This is a genomic window from Photorhabdus sp. RM322S, assembly GCF_042879395.1.
GTDB lineage: Bacteria > Pseudomonadota > Gammaproteobacteria > Enterobacterales > Enterobacteriaceae > Photorhabdus > Photorhabdus khanii.
Genome location: NZ_JBHFKW010000021.1, coordinates 39,239 through 57,736, shown reverse-complemented (window position 1 = coordinate 57,736; position 18,498 = coordinate 39,239). Strand labels below are relative to the sequence as shown.

General features: G+C 37.5%; 13 protein-coding genes and 4 pseudogenes. 8 read left to right on the top strand and 9 right to left on the bottom strand.

Features of this window, described 5'->3' with window-relative positions; translation table 11 throughout:
* Positions 1–532: 532 nt before the first annotated feature.
* The 3 genes and pseudogenes from ACGF63_RS13760 to ACGF63_RS13750 form a co-directional block, all read left to right on the top strand.
* A complete protein-coding gene (locus tag ACGF63_RS13760; protein ID WP_152963786.1) occupies positions 533–1,666 on the top strand; it encodes a phosphatidylinositol-specific phospholipase C domain-containing protein in 1,134 nt (377 codons plus the stop codon).
* 269 nt (positions 1,667–1,935) lie between these two features.
* Positions 1,936–2,973: pseudogene (locus ACGF63_RS13755) on the top strand (IS110 family transposase).
* 241 nt (positions 2,974–3,214) lie between these two features.
* Positions 3,215–3,316, top strand: a pseudogene (locus ACGF63_RS13750) (IS5/IS1182 family transposase); the annotation flags it as partial.
* Between the two features lie 2 nt (positions 3,317–3,318).
* Here ACGF63_RS13750 and ACGF63_RS13745 read toward each other — a convergent pair.
* The 6 genes and pseudogenes from ACGF63_RS13745 to ACGF63_RS13720 all read right to left on the bottom strand — a co-directional run.
* A pseudogene (locus tag ACGF63_RS13745) lies at positions 3,319–4,157 on the bottom strand (IS982 family transposase).
* A 192-nt stretch (positions 4,158–4,349) separates the two neighbouring features.
* Entirely contained in the window at positions 4,350–4,751 is a 402-nt protein-coding gene (locus ACGF63_RS13740) for a hypothetical protein (protein WP_152963785.1), read from the bottom strand.
* A complete protein-coding gene (locus tag ACGF63_RS13735) occupies positions 4,751–5,359 on the bottom strand; it encodes a Panacea domain-containing protein (RefSeq protein WP_387631453.1) in 609 nt (202 codons plus the stop codon). The genes ACGF63_RS13740 and ACGF63_RS13735 overlap by 1 nt, the downstream gene beginning before the upstream one ends.
* A 305-nt stretch (positions 5,360–5,664) precedes the next feature.
* Positions 5,665–6,684 (bottom strand): fucose-binding lectin II, encoded by a 1,020-nt coding sequence (locus ACGF63_RS13730; RefSeq protein ID WP_387631450.1) that lies wholly within the window; start codon positions 6,682–6,684, stop codon positions 5,665–5,667.
* Between the two features lie 93 nt (positions 6,685–6,777).
* Complete coding sequence (locus ACGF63_RS13725) at positions 6,778–8,484, bottom strand: fucose-binding lectin II (protein WP_387631481.1); 1,707 nt, start codon at positions 8,482–8,484, stop codon at positions 6,778–6,780.
* A gap of 405 nt (positions 8,485–8,889) precedes the next feature.
* A pseudogene (locus ACGF63_RS13720) lies at positions 8,890–9,141 on the bottom strand (hemopexin repeat-containing protein); the annotation flags it as partial.
* A 325-nt stretch (positions 9,142–9,466) separates the two neighbouring features.
* Here ACGF63_RS13720 and ACGF63_RS13715 point away from each other — a divergent pair.
* Positions 9,467–10,375, top strand: a complete 909-nt coding sequence (locus ACGF63_RS13715; RefSeq protein WP_387631447.1) for a hypothetical protein — start codon at positions 9,467–9,469, stop codon at positions 10,373–10,375.
* A 213-nt stretch (positions 10,376–10,588) separates the two neighbouring features.
* Here the strand turns inward: ACGF63_RS13715 and ACGF63_RS13710 are convergent, their stop codons facing one another.
* Positions 10,589–11,008, bottom strand: a complete 420-nt coding sequence (locus tag ACGF63_RS13710; RefSeq protein WP_152963780.1) for a hypothetical protein — start codon at positions 11,006–11,008, stop codon at positions 10,589–10,591.
* 688 nt (positions 11,009–11,696) lie between these two features.
* Between ACGF63_RS13710 and ACGF63_RS13705 the strand changes: the two genes are divergently transcribed.
* Positions 11,697–12,593, top strand: coding sequence for a hypothetical protein (locus tag ACGF63_RS13705; protein WP_152963779.1), 897 nt, complete (start codon positions 11,697–11,699; stop codon positions 12,591–12,593).
* A 301-nt stretch (positions 12,594–12,894) separates the two neighbouring features.
* Here the strand turns inward: ACGF63_RS13705 and ACGF63_RS13700 are convergent, their stop codons facing one another.
* Positions 12,895–13,929 (bottom strand): fucose-binding lectin II, encoded by a 1,035-nt coding sequence (locus tag ACGF63_RS13700; RefSeq protein WP_387631445.1) that lies wholly within the window; start codon positions 13,927–13,929, stop codon positions 12,895–12,897.
* Positions 13,930–14,413: 484 nt separating this feature from the next.
* Positions 14,414–14,827 (bottom strand): fucose-binding lectin II, encoded by a 414-nt coding sequence (locus ACGF63_RS13695; protein ID WP_152963777.1) that lies wholly within the window; start codon positions 14,825–14,827, stop codon positions 14,414–14,416.
* 194 nt (positions 14,828–15,021) lie between these two features.
* Between ACGF63_RS13695 and ACGF63_RS13690 the strand changes: the two genes are divergently transcribed.
* From ACGF63_RS13690 to ACGF63_RS13680, 3 genes are all read left to right on the top strand, one after another.
* Positions 15,022–16,227, top strand: coding sequence for an MFS transporter (locus ACGF63_RS13690; RefSeq protein WP_152963776.1), 1,206 nt, complete (start codon positions 15,022–15,024; stop codon positions 16,225–16,227).
* A 266-nt stretch (positions 16,228–16,493) separates the two neighbouring features.
* Positions 16,494–16,928 (top strand): hypothetical protein, encoded by a 435-nt coding sequence (locus ACGF63_RS13685; protein ID WP_036844658.1) that lies wholly within the window; start codon positions 16,494–16,496, stop codon positions 16,926–16,928.
* Between the two features lie 497 nt (positions 16,929–17,425).
* Positions 17,426–18,433, top strand: a complete 1,008-nt coding sequence (locus tag ACGF63_RS13680; RefSeq protein WP_387631442.1) for an alpha/beta hydrolase family protein — start codon at positions 17,426–17,428, stop codon at positions 18,431–18,433.
* The last annotated feature ends 65 nt before the right edge of the window (positions 18,434–18,498 follow it).

Genomic DNA, 18,498 nt, shown 5'->3' with positions numbered 1-18,498 from the left:
TTATAATATAGCTAAAGATTTATTATTTTCCACTAAATTATAAAATCCTATTAATCTTCACATTGAGATATAGAAGACCCATAAAATTATTTAGTGAACTAAATAATTTTATGGATTTATTTATTATGGAAATAATTTCCGAGAAAAATAATCACAACTATTCTTACATCATTAATGAAGTATAAGGTGAGTGCATTCGTGAAAAAATAAACCTATCCCAGAGAAAACCTGTTTTTCCTTCATATGTTTGTGAAACCAGAACTATGTTTTAAATTGATAACATGTATGATATTAATTAATTTGATTTTAAAAATTGTGTGCTACAATAATTATTGATAAATACTTATCTTGAAATAACACAGAAAACTCAAGTGAAATATGTTTCATGTAAATATTATTGATAATGGAGGATATTGACTAATAAGTGCTATGTTTCAGGCCGAACTGTCAGATACTTCTCACTGCATTTTAGTACGGCAGCCATAGGGTAAGCCCTACTTACACGGTGCCTGTATAATTGAAGGAAATAATAATGATCAGCAGAATTATTCTCACATTGTTTGTTTTTCTCTGTGCAGGTTGTGCTGCAAATGACTGTTCCATGAATGATATGGACATGAGCCTGCCTGATACCCCTGAGGCAAATTGGATGGGACGTGTTGATGATAATGTAACGATTGCGGGAATGTCTATTCCTGGCACTCATGATTCAGCGACTTCCGAAATAGACCAGGTAACAGGTTTTGGATATATTAGGACTCAAGATCTTAAAATTACGGGAAAACATGGTCAACTTGCCAAAGGAGCTCGAGTGTTTGACTTCAGGTTAAAGAGGCACTGCGACTCCCCAAATCTTAATTTTTACCATGGTTCACAAAAAGTTTCCGATATGAGTCTGAATCAAGTCCTTTCATACATGAAACTCTTCCTGGAAAAATATAAAACAGAAGTAATATTTTTAAGAGTAAAAGATGAGGAGGATAATGATTCCGAACGTGTTGACTTTGCGAAACGAGTATATGAAAATTTCCGCGACTCAGGAATTTCTTTGTATGATGGCTCCAATACAAATCCTAAATTATCTGAGGTGAGAGGGAAGATTATAATTCTTAAGAATTATAATAGTGATGGAGAATCTGAACCCAAAAATATAAATTACTCCAGCTTAAAAATATTTGATTTGTGGAATGCCCCTTCATTTGAGGATAAGAAGCAAAATATTGAAGATGGAGTTAAAGGCGCGAACAATGCCACCAAAGAAAACAAAATATATATGATATACTTATCCGCCAACAAAGTTATTGGCTGCGATCCTGCTTGTTACCATAATGAAATGACACCTTTCACAATAGACCTGATTGACAATCTCCCAAGGCAAAATACCACGGGAATAATCATGTCTGATTTTTATAAAATTTCAGACTGGCGCGATAAAATCATAAGCAGGAACCCAATGAAGGCGAAATGCAAAATATGGGGGGATGGTGGCAATACAGGCTCTATTGGGGACATTTATATTTACAAAAACCCATACCAACATCAAGAAAAAGAGTATTTTAAATTACTAAAAACAAGTTACTGGTACTTTCCAACTAATAGAACAAGTGACAGTACATGGCAATATATGGGGGTGTCTCCTGATGTCGTAGCTTGCGATGCGTCGTGAGAGATTTATATGATCTGTGCGATGTCGTTGCATAAATCCTTGGGTGGGGGGCAGCTGATATTTACGCGCAACGGTCAGGGCCGATAGCGCTATAAACAACCTGGCAAGCTTAACGTATAAGTATTCATGGGCCGATAATGGGTAACAGTCCGGTTGAGTTACCCATTTTACCGCTAAATAACTCAAGTGCCCCAGACTTAATGAGATGGCCGCCCCCACCCTGTAGGTGTAATGTTAACAGGGTGATTATTTTTAAAGAGGCCATTACCATGAATAATATTACACTTATCGGTATCGATTTCGGCAAGCATATCTTTCATATCCACTGTCAGGATAAATCAGGTCAGGCTCTTCTCCGTAAAAAGTTTACCCGAACTAAATTGATGGAGTTTCTCGCCGATTGCTCATCGGCAACTGTTGTGATGGAAGCCTGTGCCGGCGTACATTTCATGGCAAGACGGATAGCTGATTTAGGCCATGACACGAAATTAATTTCACCCCAGTTTGTCCGGCCTTTCGTTAAAAGCAATAAAAATGATTTTGTTGACGCTGAGGCCATCTGTGAAGCTGCCTCACGTCCTTCTATGCGCTTTGTCCAGCCGAGAACAGAGATTTAACAGACAATGCGTGCATTACATCGGGTTAGAGAATCCATGATCCGGGATAAAGTAAAAACGACCAATCAGATGCAGGCTTTTTTACTGGAATTTGGTATTAGTCTGCCGATAGGGACTGCGGTGATAAAACGGCTTTCAACTGTATTGGCTGAAAATGTACTCCCACCCTATTTGATCCAGTTACTCATGCGGTTACATACTCACTATCTCTATCTGGTTGAACAAATTACTGAGCTTGATAGTGAGCTGGAAAAAGTTCTGAACTGTGATGAGACGGGACAGCGACTGATGACTATCCCGGGGATCGGTCCAATTACGGCCAGCGTTTTATCCTCTCAGCTCGGTGACGGACAACAATATGCCCACAGTCGGGATTTTGCGGCATCCACAGGACTGGCTCCACGACAATATAGTACCGGGGGTAAAAATACGCTGTTGGGAATAAGCAAGCGTGGCAACAAGAACCTGCGACGACTTTTAGTCCAGTGTGCCCGGGTCTTTATCCAGCGGATAGACCATCAATCGGGAAGACTAGCCGACTGGGTTAGGATACAGTTGGCAAGAAAACATTCCTGCGTAGTGGCTTGTGCACTGGCGAATAAACTGGCTCGGATAGCTTGGGCCATCACAACATACTGTGTTCACGCGGTAACGCTAATCTTCCCGCCTGAGCAGGGACAGTATTGTTAATGTAAACAAGTTACCCATCTTGGTTTTGCGAAGACTGATTATTGATGACATGAACGGCTAAACGGCCTGATGAAAACCTAGGCATAAAAATGGCTCATTGAAGCCGAACACTTTTTTAGGCGCGTCAGGCGCGGAACTCATTAGGGCGCGGGCATTTTTGCTCCTATGACGCCGGATAGATTTAAGCAAGCCCATCATAAATCAAAATTGGTGTTGCAAAAACGGGGGCGACCATAGATTTTATGCTCTCTATCGTTACCGCTACTTGGTGGAAAATACGTTTACCAGAATTAAACATTTTCGCGCAATAGCAACAAGATACGATAAGTTGCAGTGTAATTAACCTTAGCTTTGCTTAAGGATAGCGATTTCAGAATCACGTAAATTTAAGCTCGGTTTTTTCGGTTGGAATGTATAGGCAATTAAGCCCGATACGACCTCCAACAAAAAGCCGACTATACTCCGATGTCGTGAATGTTCTATCTGAGAAATATTTTTCAATTGGTCATTCACACTCTCTATCAAAAAACGTTTTCTTAACATAATCTTATCCCAAAGCGATAAAAACTTGGCTTTCATATTGCGACGAACACTTGTGATAAATACCCTTTGTCGCCATACAGATGTCCTGTTAATCCTTTTACCAACTCCTTAACCGGATGGCGATCATCTGTATTTCCCGGCGTTAATTTGACAGACAAAAGCTCCCCACGATCATTAATGACCAAATGAAGTTTAAAACCATAAAACCCCCCCATACTGGTTTCCCCCCGTTGTGCTACCCCTTTAAAAACCTTATTTCGGGGAATACGAAGATTATGGCAAACGGCGATTTTGGTGGAGTCGATAAAAGCAATGCCTTGTGATTTTTCTTTGCGTGAAGAAAGAAAAGCGCACAACGGGATAATCGCGCTTTTCTTCAAGGTTATTATTCGGTTGTCACTGACCAAATGGGGGAAATCAGCCTTAAGATACTGTTGCACATGCTCAATATAAAACGCTTTGAAATGACGATAGTGGCTCATGTGAAATAAAATGAGGAGCGTCATGATTTCACTCAGTGACAGGGAAGCTGCGCGATGGCGTTTAAGCAGGTTATTCTCGATGAGCTGTTGTTCCCAAAGCGGAATAAATTTTTGGCAAAAATCATCGACGCAGCAGTAAAGTTCTTCTAAAGTCATCATAGCCTGAGGATCTCCACGATTTTATTTTCTATACAAAAACTTTGATCGTGCCTTAGGCTTTTAGTTCCTTTTTTCTTTCCTTTCTTAAGCAGAGTTCAGGTTAATTACGCCAGTATGCTAGCTCTGGGTTTTATCATCATCTGGTTGCCTATGTGGGCTGAATAAATTATGTACCCGAAAGGTAAACAGCCCCTAATTAATACAATATTTTTTATAGAAATTTCTAATTTCTAAAGTTACATGCGGAGATATATCGAACCCAGAAAGAATCCGATCAAAAACAGAATCACCACATGGTTCATGGATTTTAATATCACCAGCAGCCATATGCTGCTCAACTGTTACTGAACCAAAAATATCAGCACGACCATAGAAAACAAAACTCGGATGTCTAATAAAAGGATGATCGCCACAATTCAATATACATGTTCGATCATACGGTATGTCCGGTTTCAAAGAGCTAATATTTACAGCCAGAAAACATGTCTTAGTTTTTTTAGGGTAAAAAACTGGATTACAGCAGATAATATATAAGTGATCTGTATACCCGGATGGGATAAGTAAACTTCCTTTCCTTAAAATCCCACCCGGCATCACCGCAATCCTTGAAGAAAACAGTCCAGTTGTTGCCTTTCTATTAACTCTCGCGCTAATTTTTCAGCAACTTCTGGTGATTTACCGACAGCAATAAAAACAGAACTTGGTGAAATAGGATAAGAACTGCCGCCTGGATCTTGCCACTCAGTACAATGTTTATGGGTATACTCCACAATATCAAAGCGGCTCATATGACCGAACTGTTCCCAAATGGCATCCAGAACCTCTAATTCAGCATCAGAAAGAGATTCAAAATCATCCCTTGTTACATCTTTCCGTTTGAGTGAAATTTCATAATTCTTTTCACTTTTAATCCATGCCCCCCACCCAAATTCATCACTGGCGTAATCTCCAGTAATTAAATTTAAGGTTTGCGATAAAACTGGCCCTCTAGGCATAGATACCATTCGATCACCAGTGATAGGGTAGCCATAGTCATTCATAGATACCCTATCTGCCAGATAAAGCAACTTCATAAGCTTCAGATATGCCATGCACCCGCCGCGCTTATGCAGCAAGTAAGCAGCCATTTGGGCTACTTTTTCTTCGCAAAACATAGAAACCTCCAAGACTTTTTCGAAATACCAAACTGGCAATTTACACATATAGTGTACCTCTAAATGCGCAACCCTGACAAGATTAATTCTAATAAAGTCAAAGAGTTAAAACTATATGCCTGATATATAAAGAATTAAAGATTTAAAAATTCTTTATCTTTAGGCTAAAAAATGTATAGCAACCAACACAACCCAAAATGTGGCTGTATGATCACTGTTGATCTTCGGTATAAATAAGATTCCAAAATAGCGCTACATCTTATACCACTCATAATTCCATGTATAACAATGGGTTAATAAGGCCATGAGTAGCAGAATTATGAAACGTTATTTATATTTTTACTTTTTGTGATTCACGCCTGCGGCCAGATCAACACCACTACGCTGTCGTTATACTTATTGGCGGTACCCGTTTCAGCGCCGATAATGGTTGTTCCTGGTTTTGAGTCAAGAGTGTTATAGGCATAACGTAACTTGCATGGTTTGCCATTTCCTGTAATTTCGATGCAGACTTTGCCTGTGCCTGATAGGTAGGTCTTGAAGCCCAATACGCTATTTATGCCTTTACCGGTTAATGTATCTGCCAGCTGGTCGTCAATATACACTTTTATCGTTTGCTGATGGATATCGGTATTAACGTAGGCAGACAGGCCAAACTTTACATTGTGAGGTAACTGGATGCAGTGTTTACCGGTGTTGTTGGTGCCACATGTTCCGCCACAATTTCCACTGCTGTTACTGCCTAATAGATCGGTATCAACCGATACCGCAGCTTGAATTTTATTGAAAGTCACTCCATGCCAATAGGTTTGAATGGCGGTAGGTCCACCATCAATAGCATTCGATTTCGTGTTATATCGGATATAGCGATTGCCTTTGAAAAGATAAATTATAGAGCCGGCAATATTCTTCCATAAAATAACCGCATCCAGATTTTCACTGAATCCTGAGTATTTCCCTGTGGTTCCCCATCGGTCTGAGATAGTTTTCTTATTGGCTGTATGTGAACTCATTGTATAATCGATGCAATCTTTGCCTTTAAGAAAATAAACGGTATTTGCTGTCAATTCTGTGGCTGCATCTATACCGTTTTCAAACCCAGTTCCTTTCAACCCAGGCCATCCATCCACAATGGGTTTTGGTCCATCGATTATCTGTGCTTTTGCGATGTCGAATTTAAGATATTGCGATCCTTTGAAAAAATATAATGAGCCGTTTAAGTTAATCACATCGTCAATATCTTTTTGGAACTCGATGGGCAGGTTGGGCCAGTCATTACTGATAGACTGGGGAGTGTCTCCTTTGTTTATTTGAGGATCATCATAATATTTAATGTTTTCTGTATTAAGAAAGAAGTAGGTATTGGTATTCATTAGTGTGTATCCTTAATCATAGTTGAGTTAAACATTATTTTGGTGATTTTTTAACTTTTCTGCTTTCAGATATAACAGCGATACATTTTTGTCTTATGATAATGGCCAATTCAACACTACCACACTATCGTCGTAATTGTTATTGGTTCCATTGCTGACACCGATAATGGTGGTTCCCGGTTTTTCGTCGAGTGGGTTATAGGCATAACGGAGTTTGCATGGTTTGCCATCTCCGGTAATCTCGATGCAGATTTTTCCTGTACCGGATGTGTAGGTTTTGACATCTATTATGTGACTTATTCCCTTACCGGTTACTGTGTCTACCAGAAGATCGTCAATATACACTTTTATGGTTTGCTGATGAATGTCGGTATTTACGTAAGCTGTCAGGCCAAACCGGATACTATGAGGCAATTTAAAACAGTGTTTACCGGTATTATTAGTACCGCATGTTCCGCCACAGCTACCATTGATATCAGTACCTAATGCATTGATATCAACCGATACTGCCGCTTGAATTTTATTGAAAGTGACGCCTTTCCATTTAGTTTGAATAAGATCGGGTTTACCATACATACTATTCAACATTAGATGTAAGCGGAGATACTCATTGCCTTTGAAAAGATAAATAAAATAACCGGAGTTACGCCATAAAATCGCGGCATCTAAATTCGCGCTAAATTTCGCGTATTCCCCGGTAATTCTCCATCTTTCTGTAATGGTTTTTTTATCAATGGTATGTGAACTCACAGTGTAATCGATACACTCTTTGCCTTTAAAAAAATAAACAATATCTTCTTTTGTATCTATCCACTCTGTGGCAGCATCTATCCCGTTTTCAAATTCCGTTCCTGCTAATCCCGGCCATCCCGCTATAATGGGTTTTGGTCCATCAATCACTTGTGTTTTTGCAATATCAAATTTAAGATATTGCGAGCCTTTAAAGAAATACAAAGAACCATTTAAATTAATCACATCATCGATATGCCTTTGAAACTCAATAGGCAGATTAGGCCAATTGTTACGGATAGGTTGAGGATAACCTATATCTATATTATTTAATGGATCATTATATTTAATATTTTCTGAATTAAGAAAGAAATAGGTGTTTGTATTACTATCACTGCCCACCTCGCTGCCTAATAAATCCATATCAAGTGATATCGCGGCTTGAACTCTTTTAAAGGTCACTCCACGCCAATTAGCGCCAATGGATGCCTGACCATCAATGGTATTCGATTTCAAATTAATTCTGATGTTCGAATTGTCTTTGAACAGGAAAAGAAAAGGGCTAGCAATATTGGTCCATAGAATAGCTGTATCCAGATTTTCACTAAATTCTGAGTATTGTTCTGTTATCCCCCATCGGTCTGCGATAGTTTTTTTGCTAACAGTATGTGAACTCACCGTATAGTCAATACAATCACTCCTTTTAAAGAAACAGACGACATCTGTCGTACCCGTTTTTTCTAAATAGGGCCATTCTGTGGCGGCGTCTATCCCGTTTTCAAATTCAGTTCCTGCTAATCCCGGCCATCCTTCTATGATAGGTTTTGGTCCGTCAATCACTTTTGCTTTTGCGATATCAAATTTAAGATATTGCGAGCCTTTAAAGAAATATAAATAGCCGTTTAAATTGATCGCATCATCAATATGTCTCTGAAATTCAATAGGAAGATCAGGCCAATCGTTATTTATAGGCCGGGGATAACCAATATCTATATTATTTAATGGATCATTATATTTAATATTTTCTGAATTAAGAAAGAAATAGGTATTTGTATTACTGTCACTGCCCATCTTGCTGCCTAATAAATCTATATCAAGTGATATCGCGGCTTGAACTCTTTTAAAGGTCACTCCACGCCAATTAGCGCCAATGGGGGCTTGACCATCAATAGTATTCGATTTCAAATTAATTCTGATGTTCGAATTGTCTTTGAACAGGAAAAGAAAAGGGCTAGCAATATTGGTCCATAGAATAGCTGCATCCAGATTTTCACTAAATTCTGAGTATTGTTCTGTTATTCCCCATCGGTCTGCGATAGTTTTTTTGCTAACAGTATGTGAACTCACCGTATAGTCAATACAATCACCGCCTTTAAAGAAACAGACGACATCTGTCATACCTGTTTTTTCTACATAAGGCCATTCCGTAGCGGCGTCTATCTCGTTTTCAAATTCCGTTCCTGCTAATCCCGGCCATCCTTCTATGATAGGTTTTGGTCCGTCAATCACTTTTGCTTTTGCGATATCAAATTTAATATATTGCGAGCCTTTAAAGAAATATAAATAGCCGTTTAAATTGATCGTATCATCAATATGTCTTTGAAACTCAATAGGAAGATCAGGCCAATCGTTATTTATAGGCCGAGGATAACCAATATCTGCTTCATACGATTTCTGATTGTGTTTAATATTTTCTGAACCAAGAAAAAGATAACTTGATGTATTCATTTATATATCCTTATTGGTGATTTGGATTTAATATGTTGTTTAAATTTGTTTTTTACAACTGAAATTGGTGAGAATAATATTAAGATATGCTGATTTAACGCTCTCATATTGCTTATCTGTCTGGTGAATAGGAAAATTTATTTTATTTAAACTAATACTGATGATAAGTCATAAGCAAGACTATATATTAACAACTCATTAATGGATTTAATATTGTTGTATTTTGTGTGACTTACTTTATTTAAGAGTTAAAAATAAACTTTATCTAAGGTATAAAATACAAGATTAATGTGTAATTGTATTTTTTATAGGAGATATTTTAGTCATGAAATTAGAACAGCATGAACATCAAATCTCAATTGAAAGTTCATCTAATTCCAATTCCGTTCCAATAACGGTATGGGAACCAAATTTATATCCTGAAGGTCGATGGATAGATGCGACAACACAGCGAGCTGGCGTGTTGTTTAAGGATACGAAATATGTGACTAGCGCTTGGGATATCGTCAGTATTGGGGGAAGGAAAGCTTTTAAAGCGCAAACTTTATCTAGATCAATTATGTCAGTTTGTTGTCAAGAATGTTTCGGAATTGCAACAGATACGCCTGTTGATGCCAGATATTGCTATTGTGAACTTGACCTGTTTTGTAATCCATACCCTGAAATTACAGTGCGTGTGCTATCCAACAAAACCAGTGCAAGAGGTACATATCAAGATATTGGTTACGGCTATATGTCAATTCACTTGAGCGGGGGGTATAAAGGTAAGCGTCAATTTATGCCATCAAACATTTCATTGGGTACTTCGATTGATACTGCAACGCCTTATGTCGTAGTTCTTAATCATCAGCCTGATTTTGTGCGTCAGTCAGTTAATTTTGTTGGCAAACAAACGGATGGTATTTATAAAGGGCAACCGACATTAGGTGATGATGAGTATGGTTATGGTGTTCCACTGAGTTATGAATGGCCCAAAAATACCTGGTCACGCTGGCGAATTGGATTGCTTGCGGCAAATAATGGTACATTAATCATCGAATGGTATAACACTGTGGTCGATAAATGGAAGGTAGAGATTTGCCAATATAATATGGACACGCTTATGACGGGAAATCTTGCGTCAGGTCAGATTGGGATTGTATATGGTACGTCTTCTTATGCTGGCTCAATAGATTCACAAAATTCTCTTTGCCGAACACCATTTGATCGAGCGATATTTTTTCAAGATTTCTAATATGGAGTATTGAATTGGATTATTAACCATCTTGTGTGATATATGTAAAGGGGCTTTCTTCCTGGCCCCATATATACCCTTTATCTTTCAAGTTGCCTCTTTGTTGGCTGCACTCACTCACCCCGGTCACATAGTTCGCTATGCTCCCGGGGATTCGCTCCCTTGCCGTCGCGATGCATCTTGAAATCTATAGGGTATAATCGCTGAAATTAATTAAGCCAAATGGTTGCACTGAATAACCGCAGAGATAGATGCATATGAATCGATATGTACCGTGCTACCACGTACATTACTCCATTGAGCTTTTATAGTAGAAATATTAGACGCAAGAGAACAACGGGCGACCAGTGTGAATGGCATACGTCCATAGGATTCTGGACTCTTATTATTGTAAGTAAATCCACCGAAAGCCAATTGTTCGCCTTTATCAGTTACAATAATAAAGTTACCTCCAGGAAAATTGTTACCTGAAGCGTAGGGAGTTGGTATATTTAACGTGATTAATGCTGTTAAGCATGGTGAATTCGAATACTTTGAAACATTAAGTTCCAAACCAGGTATATCCACATAATTTTGGTTTGATGTTTGTAAGGGATTGCTACGTGGATCTATTGATGCAAAAACAATTGCCATAATTAATACTCCTAGGTTAGTTATTTTCGTTTTTTCTTATTTAGATCCCTCTATAATGTTTATCCTAATTTTTAATTTATACAAATTACCTTATCATAGGATTCTATTATTTATCTCTTTAAAAATTAAACAAACATCACTGTTTTTTATTAATAAAGTTCATGGCTTAATTAAATAGATAGATGATGTATATTATTTTCACTGATTTTTAACTCAATGTTAATATTTAATTTACAGATAATTTAGATACAAAAGTTTCATCATTTCTCTTATTTTTTATCTGGTGTCGTTCATTACGGGGTATCAGTGCTATGATAGGTATAATTCATTCCGTTTAGTGGTTTGGGATTTTTTGCAATTGATCAGATCACAAAAATTGGACTGAGTTTTCTCCAAGTGATCCATGTTTTGAAAAGTTATTTTGTATATATAAAAATTAATACCATTAATGGATTATAAATAAATCTATATATTAACAATTCATTAGTGAATTCAATGCTGTTTGTTTTTGTTTGATTTTTTAAATTCCTGTGGCTGGTATTTTATTTTGTTTGGTTGGATTTTTCTTCTTTTTTTAAATAATTATGAGGATTTTTATTTATTTTTAAATTAAATCTAACCTTGATTTTAGGTATAAAAAGTAAGATTGAAGTGTAATTTTATCTTTATATAGGGGGATATTTTAGTCATGAAATTAGAACAACATGAAAGTTCAATCTCAATTGAAGATTTATCTAATTCCAATTCCGTTCCAATAACGGTATGGGAGCCAAATTTGTATCATGAAGGTCGGTGGATAGATGCGACAACACAACAAGTTGGCGTGTTGTTTAAGGATTCAGCCTATGCGACTAGCGCTTGGGATATCGTCAGTGTTGGGGGAAGGAAAGCTTTCAAGGCGCAAACTTTGTCTAAATCTAGCAGTTATGGTAGTCAATGTTTCGGGATTGCAACAGATATACCTGTTGATGCCAGACATTGCTATTGTGAGCTTGATTTATTTTGTAATCCATACCCTGAAATTACAGTGTGTGTATTATCCAAGAAAACCAGTGCAAGCGGTACATATCGAAATATTGGTTACGGCTATATGGCGATTCACTTGACTGGGGGGTATAAAGGTAAGCCTCAATGGATGCCATCAAACATTCCATTGGGTACTTCGATTGATACTGCAACGCCTTATGCCATGGTTTGGAACCTTCAAGCGGCTAATTTGATTCAGTCAGTAAATTTTGTTGGTAAACAAACAGATGGTATTTACAAAGGCCAACCGATGTTGGGTAATACTCATGCTGGCGTTGCGCTGAGTTATGAGTGGCCGAAAAATACTTGGTCACGCTGGCGTATTGGATTGCTCGCTGAGAATAACGGTACATTAATCGTCGAGTGGTATAACACTGTGGCAGATAAATGGAAGGTAGAACTTTGCCAATATAATATGAACACGCTGATGACTGGGAATCTTGCGTCAGGCCAGATAGGGATTATGTTTGGAATGTCTTCTAACGCGACCACAATAGATCAACAAAATTCGCTTTATAGAACACCGTTTGATCGTGCCATGTTTTTCCGAGATTTTTAAAATGGAGTGTTGAATTTGGTTATTAGCTATACCTAATAGATTTCGAGTTGCAGCGCGGCGGCAAGTGAACAAATCCCCAGGAACATAGATAACTCTGTGACTGGGGTGAGTGAAAGCAGCCAACAAAGCAGCAACTTGAAAGATGAAGGGTATATCTTACATGACATATACAAAGGGGCTTTTTTTAGCCCCATATTTAAACCAGCGGATAAATATTTACACAGGAACTCTTAAGATTGTCTAACTTTGGTCAAATATAGAGATGAATGTGCATAGCTGTAATATTATTTTAGTAAGAAATTTACAACAACGGCCAGTTCAGTACCACTATGCTGTCATTATAGTTATTTTTGTTACCATTTTCGGCGCCGATGATAACGGCTCCAGGCTTTCCGTCAAGGGTATTATCGAAATAACGGAGTTTGCATGGTTTGCTATCCCCGACAATTTCGATACAGACTTTACCTGTACCTGATGTATAGGTTTTAACGCCAAGGACATTATCTGTTCCTCTTCTGGTCAATGTATCTACCAGAAGGTTGTCAATATACACTTTTATAGTTTGCTGATGAGTGCTTGTATTGGCGTAGGCTGTCAGGCCAAATCTAATACTGTGAGGTAATTCAAAACAGTGTTTACCTGTGTCATTGGTACCGCATACTCCACAATTTCCACTATTATTGTCCCGCTTACTGCCTAACAAATCTGCGTCAACTGATACTGCGGCTTGAATTTTGTTGAAGGTTACTCCAGGCCAACCAGATTGGATGGGTATAGGTCCATTATCAATAGCGCCTGTTTGCGTATTATATCGGATGTAATTATTGTTTTTGAAAAAGTAAATAAAATAGCTGGCAATATTTCTCCATAAAATAACGGAATCTAGATTATTACTGTACTTTGCATATTTATTAATTGTTCCCCACCCGGCTGATATAGTATCCATATAAATCGTGTGTGAACTGATAGTATATTTGAGATAATGGCTTCCTTTAAAAAAATAAACAATATTTTGTTTTTCGTCTACCCATTCTGTGGCTGCATCTATTCCGTTTTCAAATTCGGTTCCTTTTAATCCAGGCCACCCATCCACAATTGGTTTTGGCCCTTCACTTACCTGTGCTTTCGCTATATCGAATTTAAGATATTGCGAGCCTTTAAAAAAATACAAATAACCATTTAAGTTAATCACATCGTCAATATGTCTTTGAAACTCATTAGGAAGGTTAGGCCAATCTTTACTGATAGGCTGTGGAGTGGTCCCTTTGTTTATTTGTGGGTCATCATAATATTTAATATTTTCTGTATTGAGGAAGAGGTAGGTATTTGTATTCATTATTATATGTCCTTTTTGATAATTATATTTTAACGTGTTATGCAAGTTTCCTGTTTTAGCTAAAATAAGGCAAGAATGATACTAAGAAATTCTATTTTAATTCTGCTGTATTACTTGCCTAATTGATGCTACAGGATTGTTTGCATTATTTAAATTAACTCTACTGGTTATTAGGATCAAGATTATATGTTAACAAATCATTAATGGATTTAATGTCGCAATATTTTTGTAAAAAAAATAAATATATGATAAAGGTGATGGATATATGAATGAAATAAGATGAAAAAATATTATTTTGTGTTTTTTATCTTCCTTAAATATATATTCAATTAATGGTTTTGATGGTTTTTTACTTTTGATAAAGGATAATGTTATTTTTTTGTAATGTTTTTATTTTATTATGAAAAAATCGGCATAACACCGCTTTAATTTATTGATAAATCTTATTTCTATCTATGGTGAAATTCACTAAGAAATTTGCAATTTACAACAACGGCCAGTTCAATACCACCATGCTGTTATTGTAGTTATTATTAATACCATTTTCAGCACCGATGATGACTGTCCCCGGTTTTTCGTCGAGTGGGCTATAGGCATAACGGAGTTTGCATGGTTTGCCATCCCCGACAATTTCGATACAGACTTTACCTGTACCTGATGTATAGGTTTTAACGCCAATGACATTATCTGTTCCTCCTCTGGTTAATCTATCTACCAGAAGGTCGTCAATATACACTCTTACAGTTTGCTGATGAGTGCCAGTATTATCGTAAGCTGTCAGGTCAAACCGGATACTTTGAGGTAACTGGAAGCAATATTTACCGGTGTCATTGGTACCGCATTCTCCGCCACAATTGGATGGTTTGTCAGGAGCACAAGGATCATTGACCTTTTCCATTTTCCACAAGCCCGTGTAGGGCAAACATTGTCGTTGTTTGATTATTCTGTTTTGCCATTCTCGGTGTCGCCTCAGAAGTCTGGTTACGTTAGGCACTTACTGTGATGATACACCAGGCTTTTTTTTAATCTGTGAGTGAGGTAAATTGCTCTCTACATAGATGAAATTTACGCCAGCTGGAATTGGAATTCATAATGTCAAAGTTAATTGAAAGTAATCAGATAGTTGTTATTGCGATGGTTGTCGCATTAGTTCAGTTTATTAATGCGTTGGAGTACATGATGGTGACTCCGCTTTTTGTGTATATGTGCAATGATTTTCACATGCCTGTGACTATGGCGGGAGTGATTGCCGGTACTTATGTTCTCGCCTCAGTCTTTTCTGGTTTGGCATCCTTTTTCTTTATCGATCGCTTTAATAAAAGAAAGGTTCTCATTCTAAACACGTTACTTCTCGGCCTGATTACTTTCCTGACAATTTTTGCCTCAGAGCCATACCAACTTATTCTGCTGCGTATGATTGCTGGTCTATTTGGTGGCGTGACATTGGGGGTCGGGATTGGGATCTTACTGAATAATTCCCCAGAAAATATGCGGGGAAAGGTACTGGGGATTGCGTTTTCCTCTTTTTCATTCGTGAGTATTTTAGGTATGCCGCTGTGTTTATATCTGGCGACGAGTTTCACCTGGAAAATGCCTTTTTTATTGATTGTTATTTTATGCATCGTGAGTTTGCCTCTGATCCTCTGCTTTATTCCAGGAACAGAGAAGGTAAAAAATAGCCAGAATAAAATTGTGCTGACAAAAAAAATAGCATTGGCCGGGTTAGCAAGTGGTGTCAGTAACTTTAGCCCCTTCATGCTTATTCCGATACTTGTCCCACTATTAACAAATGTGTTTTATGTTCCGGAAGAGCGGGTTTCACTGGTATTCTTTATTGGTGGTCTGGCTTCCTGGTTGGGGACTTATTTAACTGGAAAGCTTTGTGATAAATATCCGCCTCAGAAAATTACCATCGCGGCGGCAGCTTTATTTATTGCTAATATCCTTCTGGGATTGATGGGGAAAATGAACGGATATCTATTCTTTGCCCTTTTTATGTTCGCGACTTATGTGCAGGTGATGGCGGCCAATGTGCTGGCTTCTTATGCTTCGACGCCTGAAAATCGTGCAGGGTTTGGTGCCCTTCAGATGGCGTTATCCAATCTGGGTGCCGGTGTGGTGTTCTTCTTCTCCTCCATCTTTTTAAACGGTAAAGCGATTACTGCTGAGAGCGTACAGCCTATTTTCATATTGTCTATGGTTAGCGCTCTAATATTACCGATATACGTCAGAAAATTAGCTCAAGTGTTGAAAAGAGATGCTAAGAGTTTAATGAATAATTCTTACAGTAACGGTTAAAGGAAAACAACGATAGATATGTGATCTAGCCTTAATGCTAAAATAGCAATTTTGAGCTATATTTAAGTTTAAGGCTAATCATTGATATAAGATCATTGGCGTAATTAATAAAAATGGAATGTTGTTGAAAGTATAATGTCACTGGAGGGAATTATCATTAGAGAATAATTTGAGCCAATGCTGGGTGAGAGTGTGCGAAAGGATGAAGCTATTAGAAATCCTATCATGATTATTATTGAACTTATTAATTAATATAGGTGAATACAATGGAAGAGAAATTAATTGACACTAAGAATAAACCAGCTGTTAATATTATCGCGGGAGTGACAAATATTAAATCCATTTATAATAAAACGCCTTGCATATTTGTCATTGAGCATGGATATATTGCCAGAAAGAATTTTACTGTGGATAAGATGTCTGAATGGCATGGTGATTTATGGGCTCCCTGGATAGGTGATAAGTATGAACCCAATAAGGCAATTCATCTCTATACTGGCAGAGAATGTAAATCTGAAATTGATGTTTGGATATTTCAGGATTATTGGAATCCACCAAATGAAAATGCTGTTAAGTATTCTTTAAATAGAGCATTCAATTATGATGATGCAGTAGAGATCCCTGGCAGTAATCGGGGGGGAGGCAATAAGATACTGACTTTAGAACTTAATGATAATAATATTGGCCTGAAAATGATATAACATCTCACTATAAGATATTAAATATATCGGATAAAGTGTTGTATCCATATACATTCGTTGGAACGTAAATATTTCTCCGCGTGTTGTTTAGTATTTTTGATTTTCCTGCTTATAATCCAGATTTATTGATTATCAGGCAGGTTTCTGTTCGAGTAAAAGGTTAAATCATTAGAATACCGATACGCGTAGATTTCATTGAGCTTTTTTATTTACCATCCTCTTACCTACATAATCTTAAATTTTATCTTTGGTTGGTGTTTTCTGTCGTTATTGTATTTTGGTTGATAATAAATTATGGTCATTATTTGCTGTTGAGGTTGGGGGATTTTAGCTATGTAAGGGTAAAATTGTAGTTTCAATGATCAGTGGGAGTAAATTTTGTATGCTGTTGGGTATTTTGATCAATTAAGCGAAAATGAAGCTTTAGTTTGAAGCTGAACCATATTAGATTTGGCTATGGTGCTTTAACATTAATATTGTGAATTTTCGGAGTAAAAATGAAATTACCTCCTATTTTAGCTATTTTAGCTATTTTACTGGTTTTATGTGGATATAGTATCTCTGCTTATGCAGAGGAATACTTAAATGCCGGATTTAAACGCCTTGCTGTTCTTGATCCCATCAGCCATCATCCAATGGAGGTTGCTTATTTTTATCCCAGTTCAACACAAGGAGAAGGAATAAGTTCTGTCGGGCCTGACGATATTTGGGCAATTAATTCGGCCAAAATTACGTCAGGGCGATACCCTCTTGTTGTTATTTCCCATGGTAATTTAGGAAGCTTGTGGGGACATCATGATCTTGCCAGTTATCTTGCTAAAAGAGGCTACATTGTTATAACTCTTACACATCCGGGGGATAATTATAAAGATGCATCTGGTATTGGGGCTACCAGTACTATTTATGGTCGTCCTCTACAAGTTTCTGCTGCAATCACTGCGGCTTTAAAAGAACCATCCTTAGCACCTTATATAAACAGTAATCAAATTGGTTTTATTGGATTCTCGGCAGGTGGGGGAACGGGGCTGTTTCTTGCAGGTGCACAAGCGGATTTTCAACGCCTGGAGGAATATTGTTCATCTAGATTGGATGCCCCTGTTTGCGAAGATAAAGGAAAGATCGAAAATGATCGTCCTGATATTTTGCCTAAGTCTGATCCCCGTATCAGTGCATTTGTTTTGATGGCGCCATTAAATGTCTTTTTTTCGACTGAGTCAGTAAAAAATATTCATGCTCCTATTTTCCTTTATGCTGGGGAGAAAGATAATCAGCTTGATAATGAATATAATTCAATTGCGCTTATCCGAACACTGCCATCATCACCTGAATTTAGAATGATTCCAGGGGCAGGCCATTTTGTCTTTCTTTCGCCATGTTCTGTTAATTTGGCTAACAGGGCACCAGAGTTGTGCCAAGATCCACCAGGTATTGATCGGCACGCTGTTCACCAAATAATGAATGCTGATATGGCTAAATTTTTAGATGTACAGTTAAAGGGGCGGTAGTGTTCATCTCTTATTGTGAATAATTTTCTTTTTATATTAAATTTGATATGGTTTTGCTTATTCAG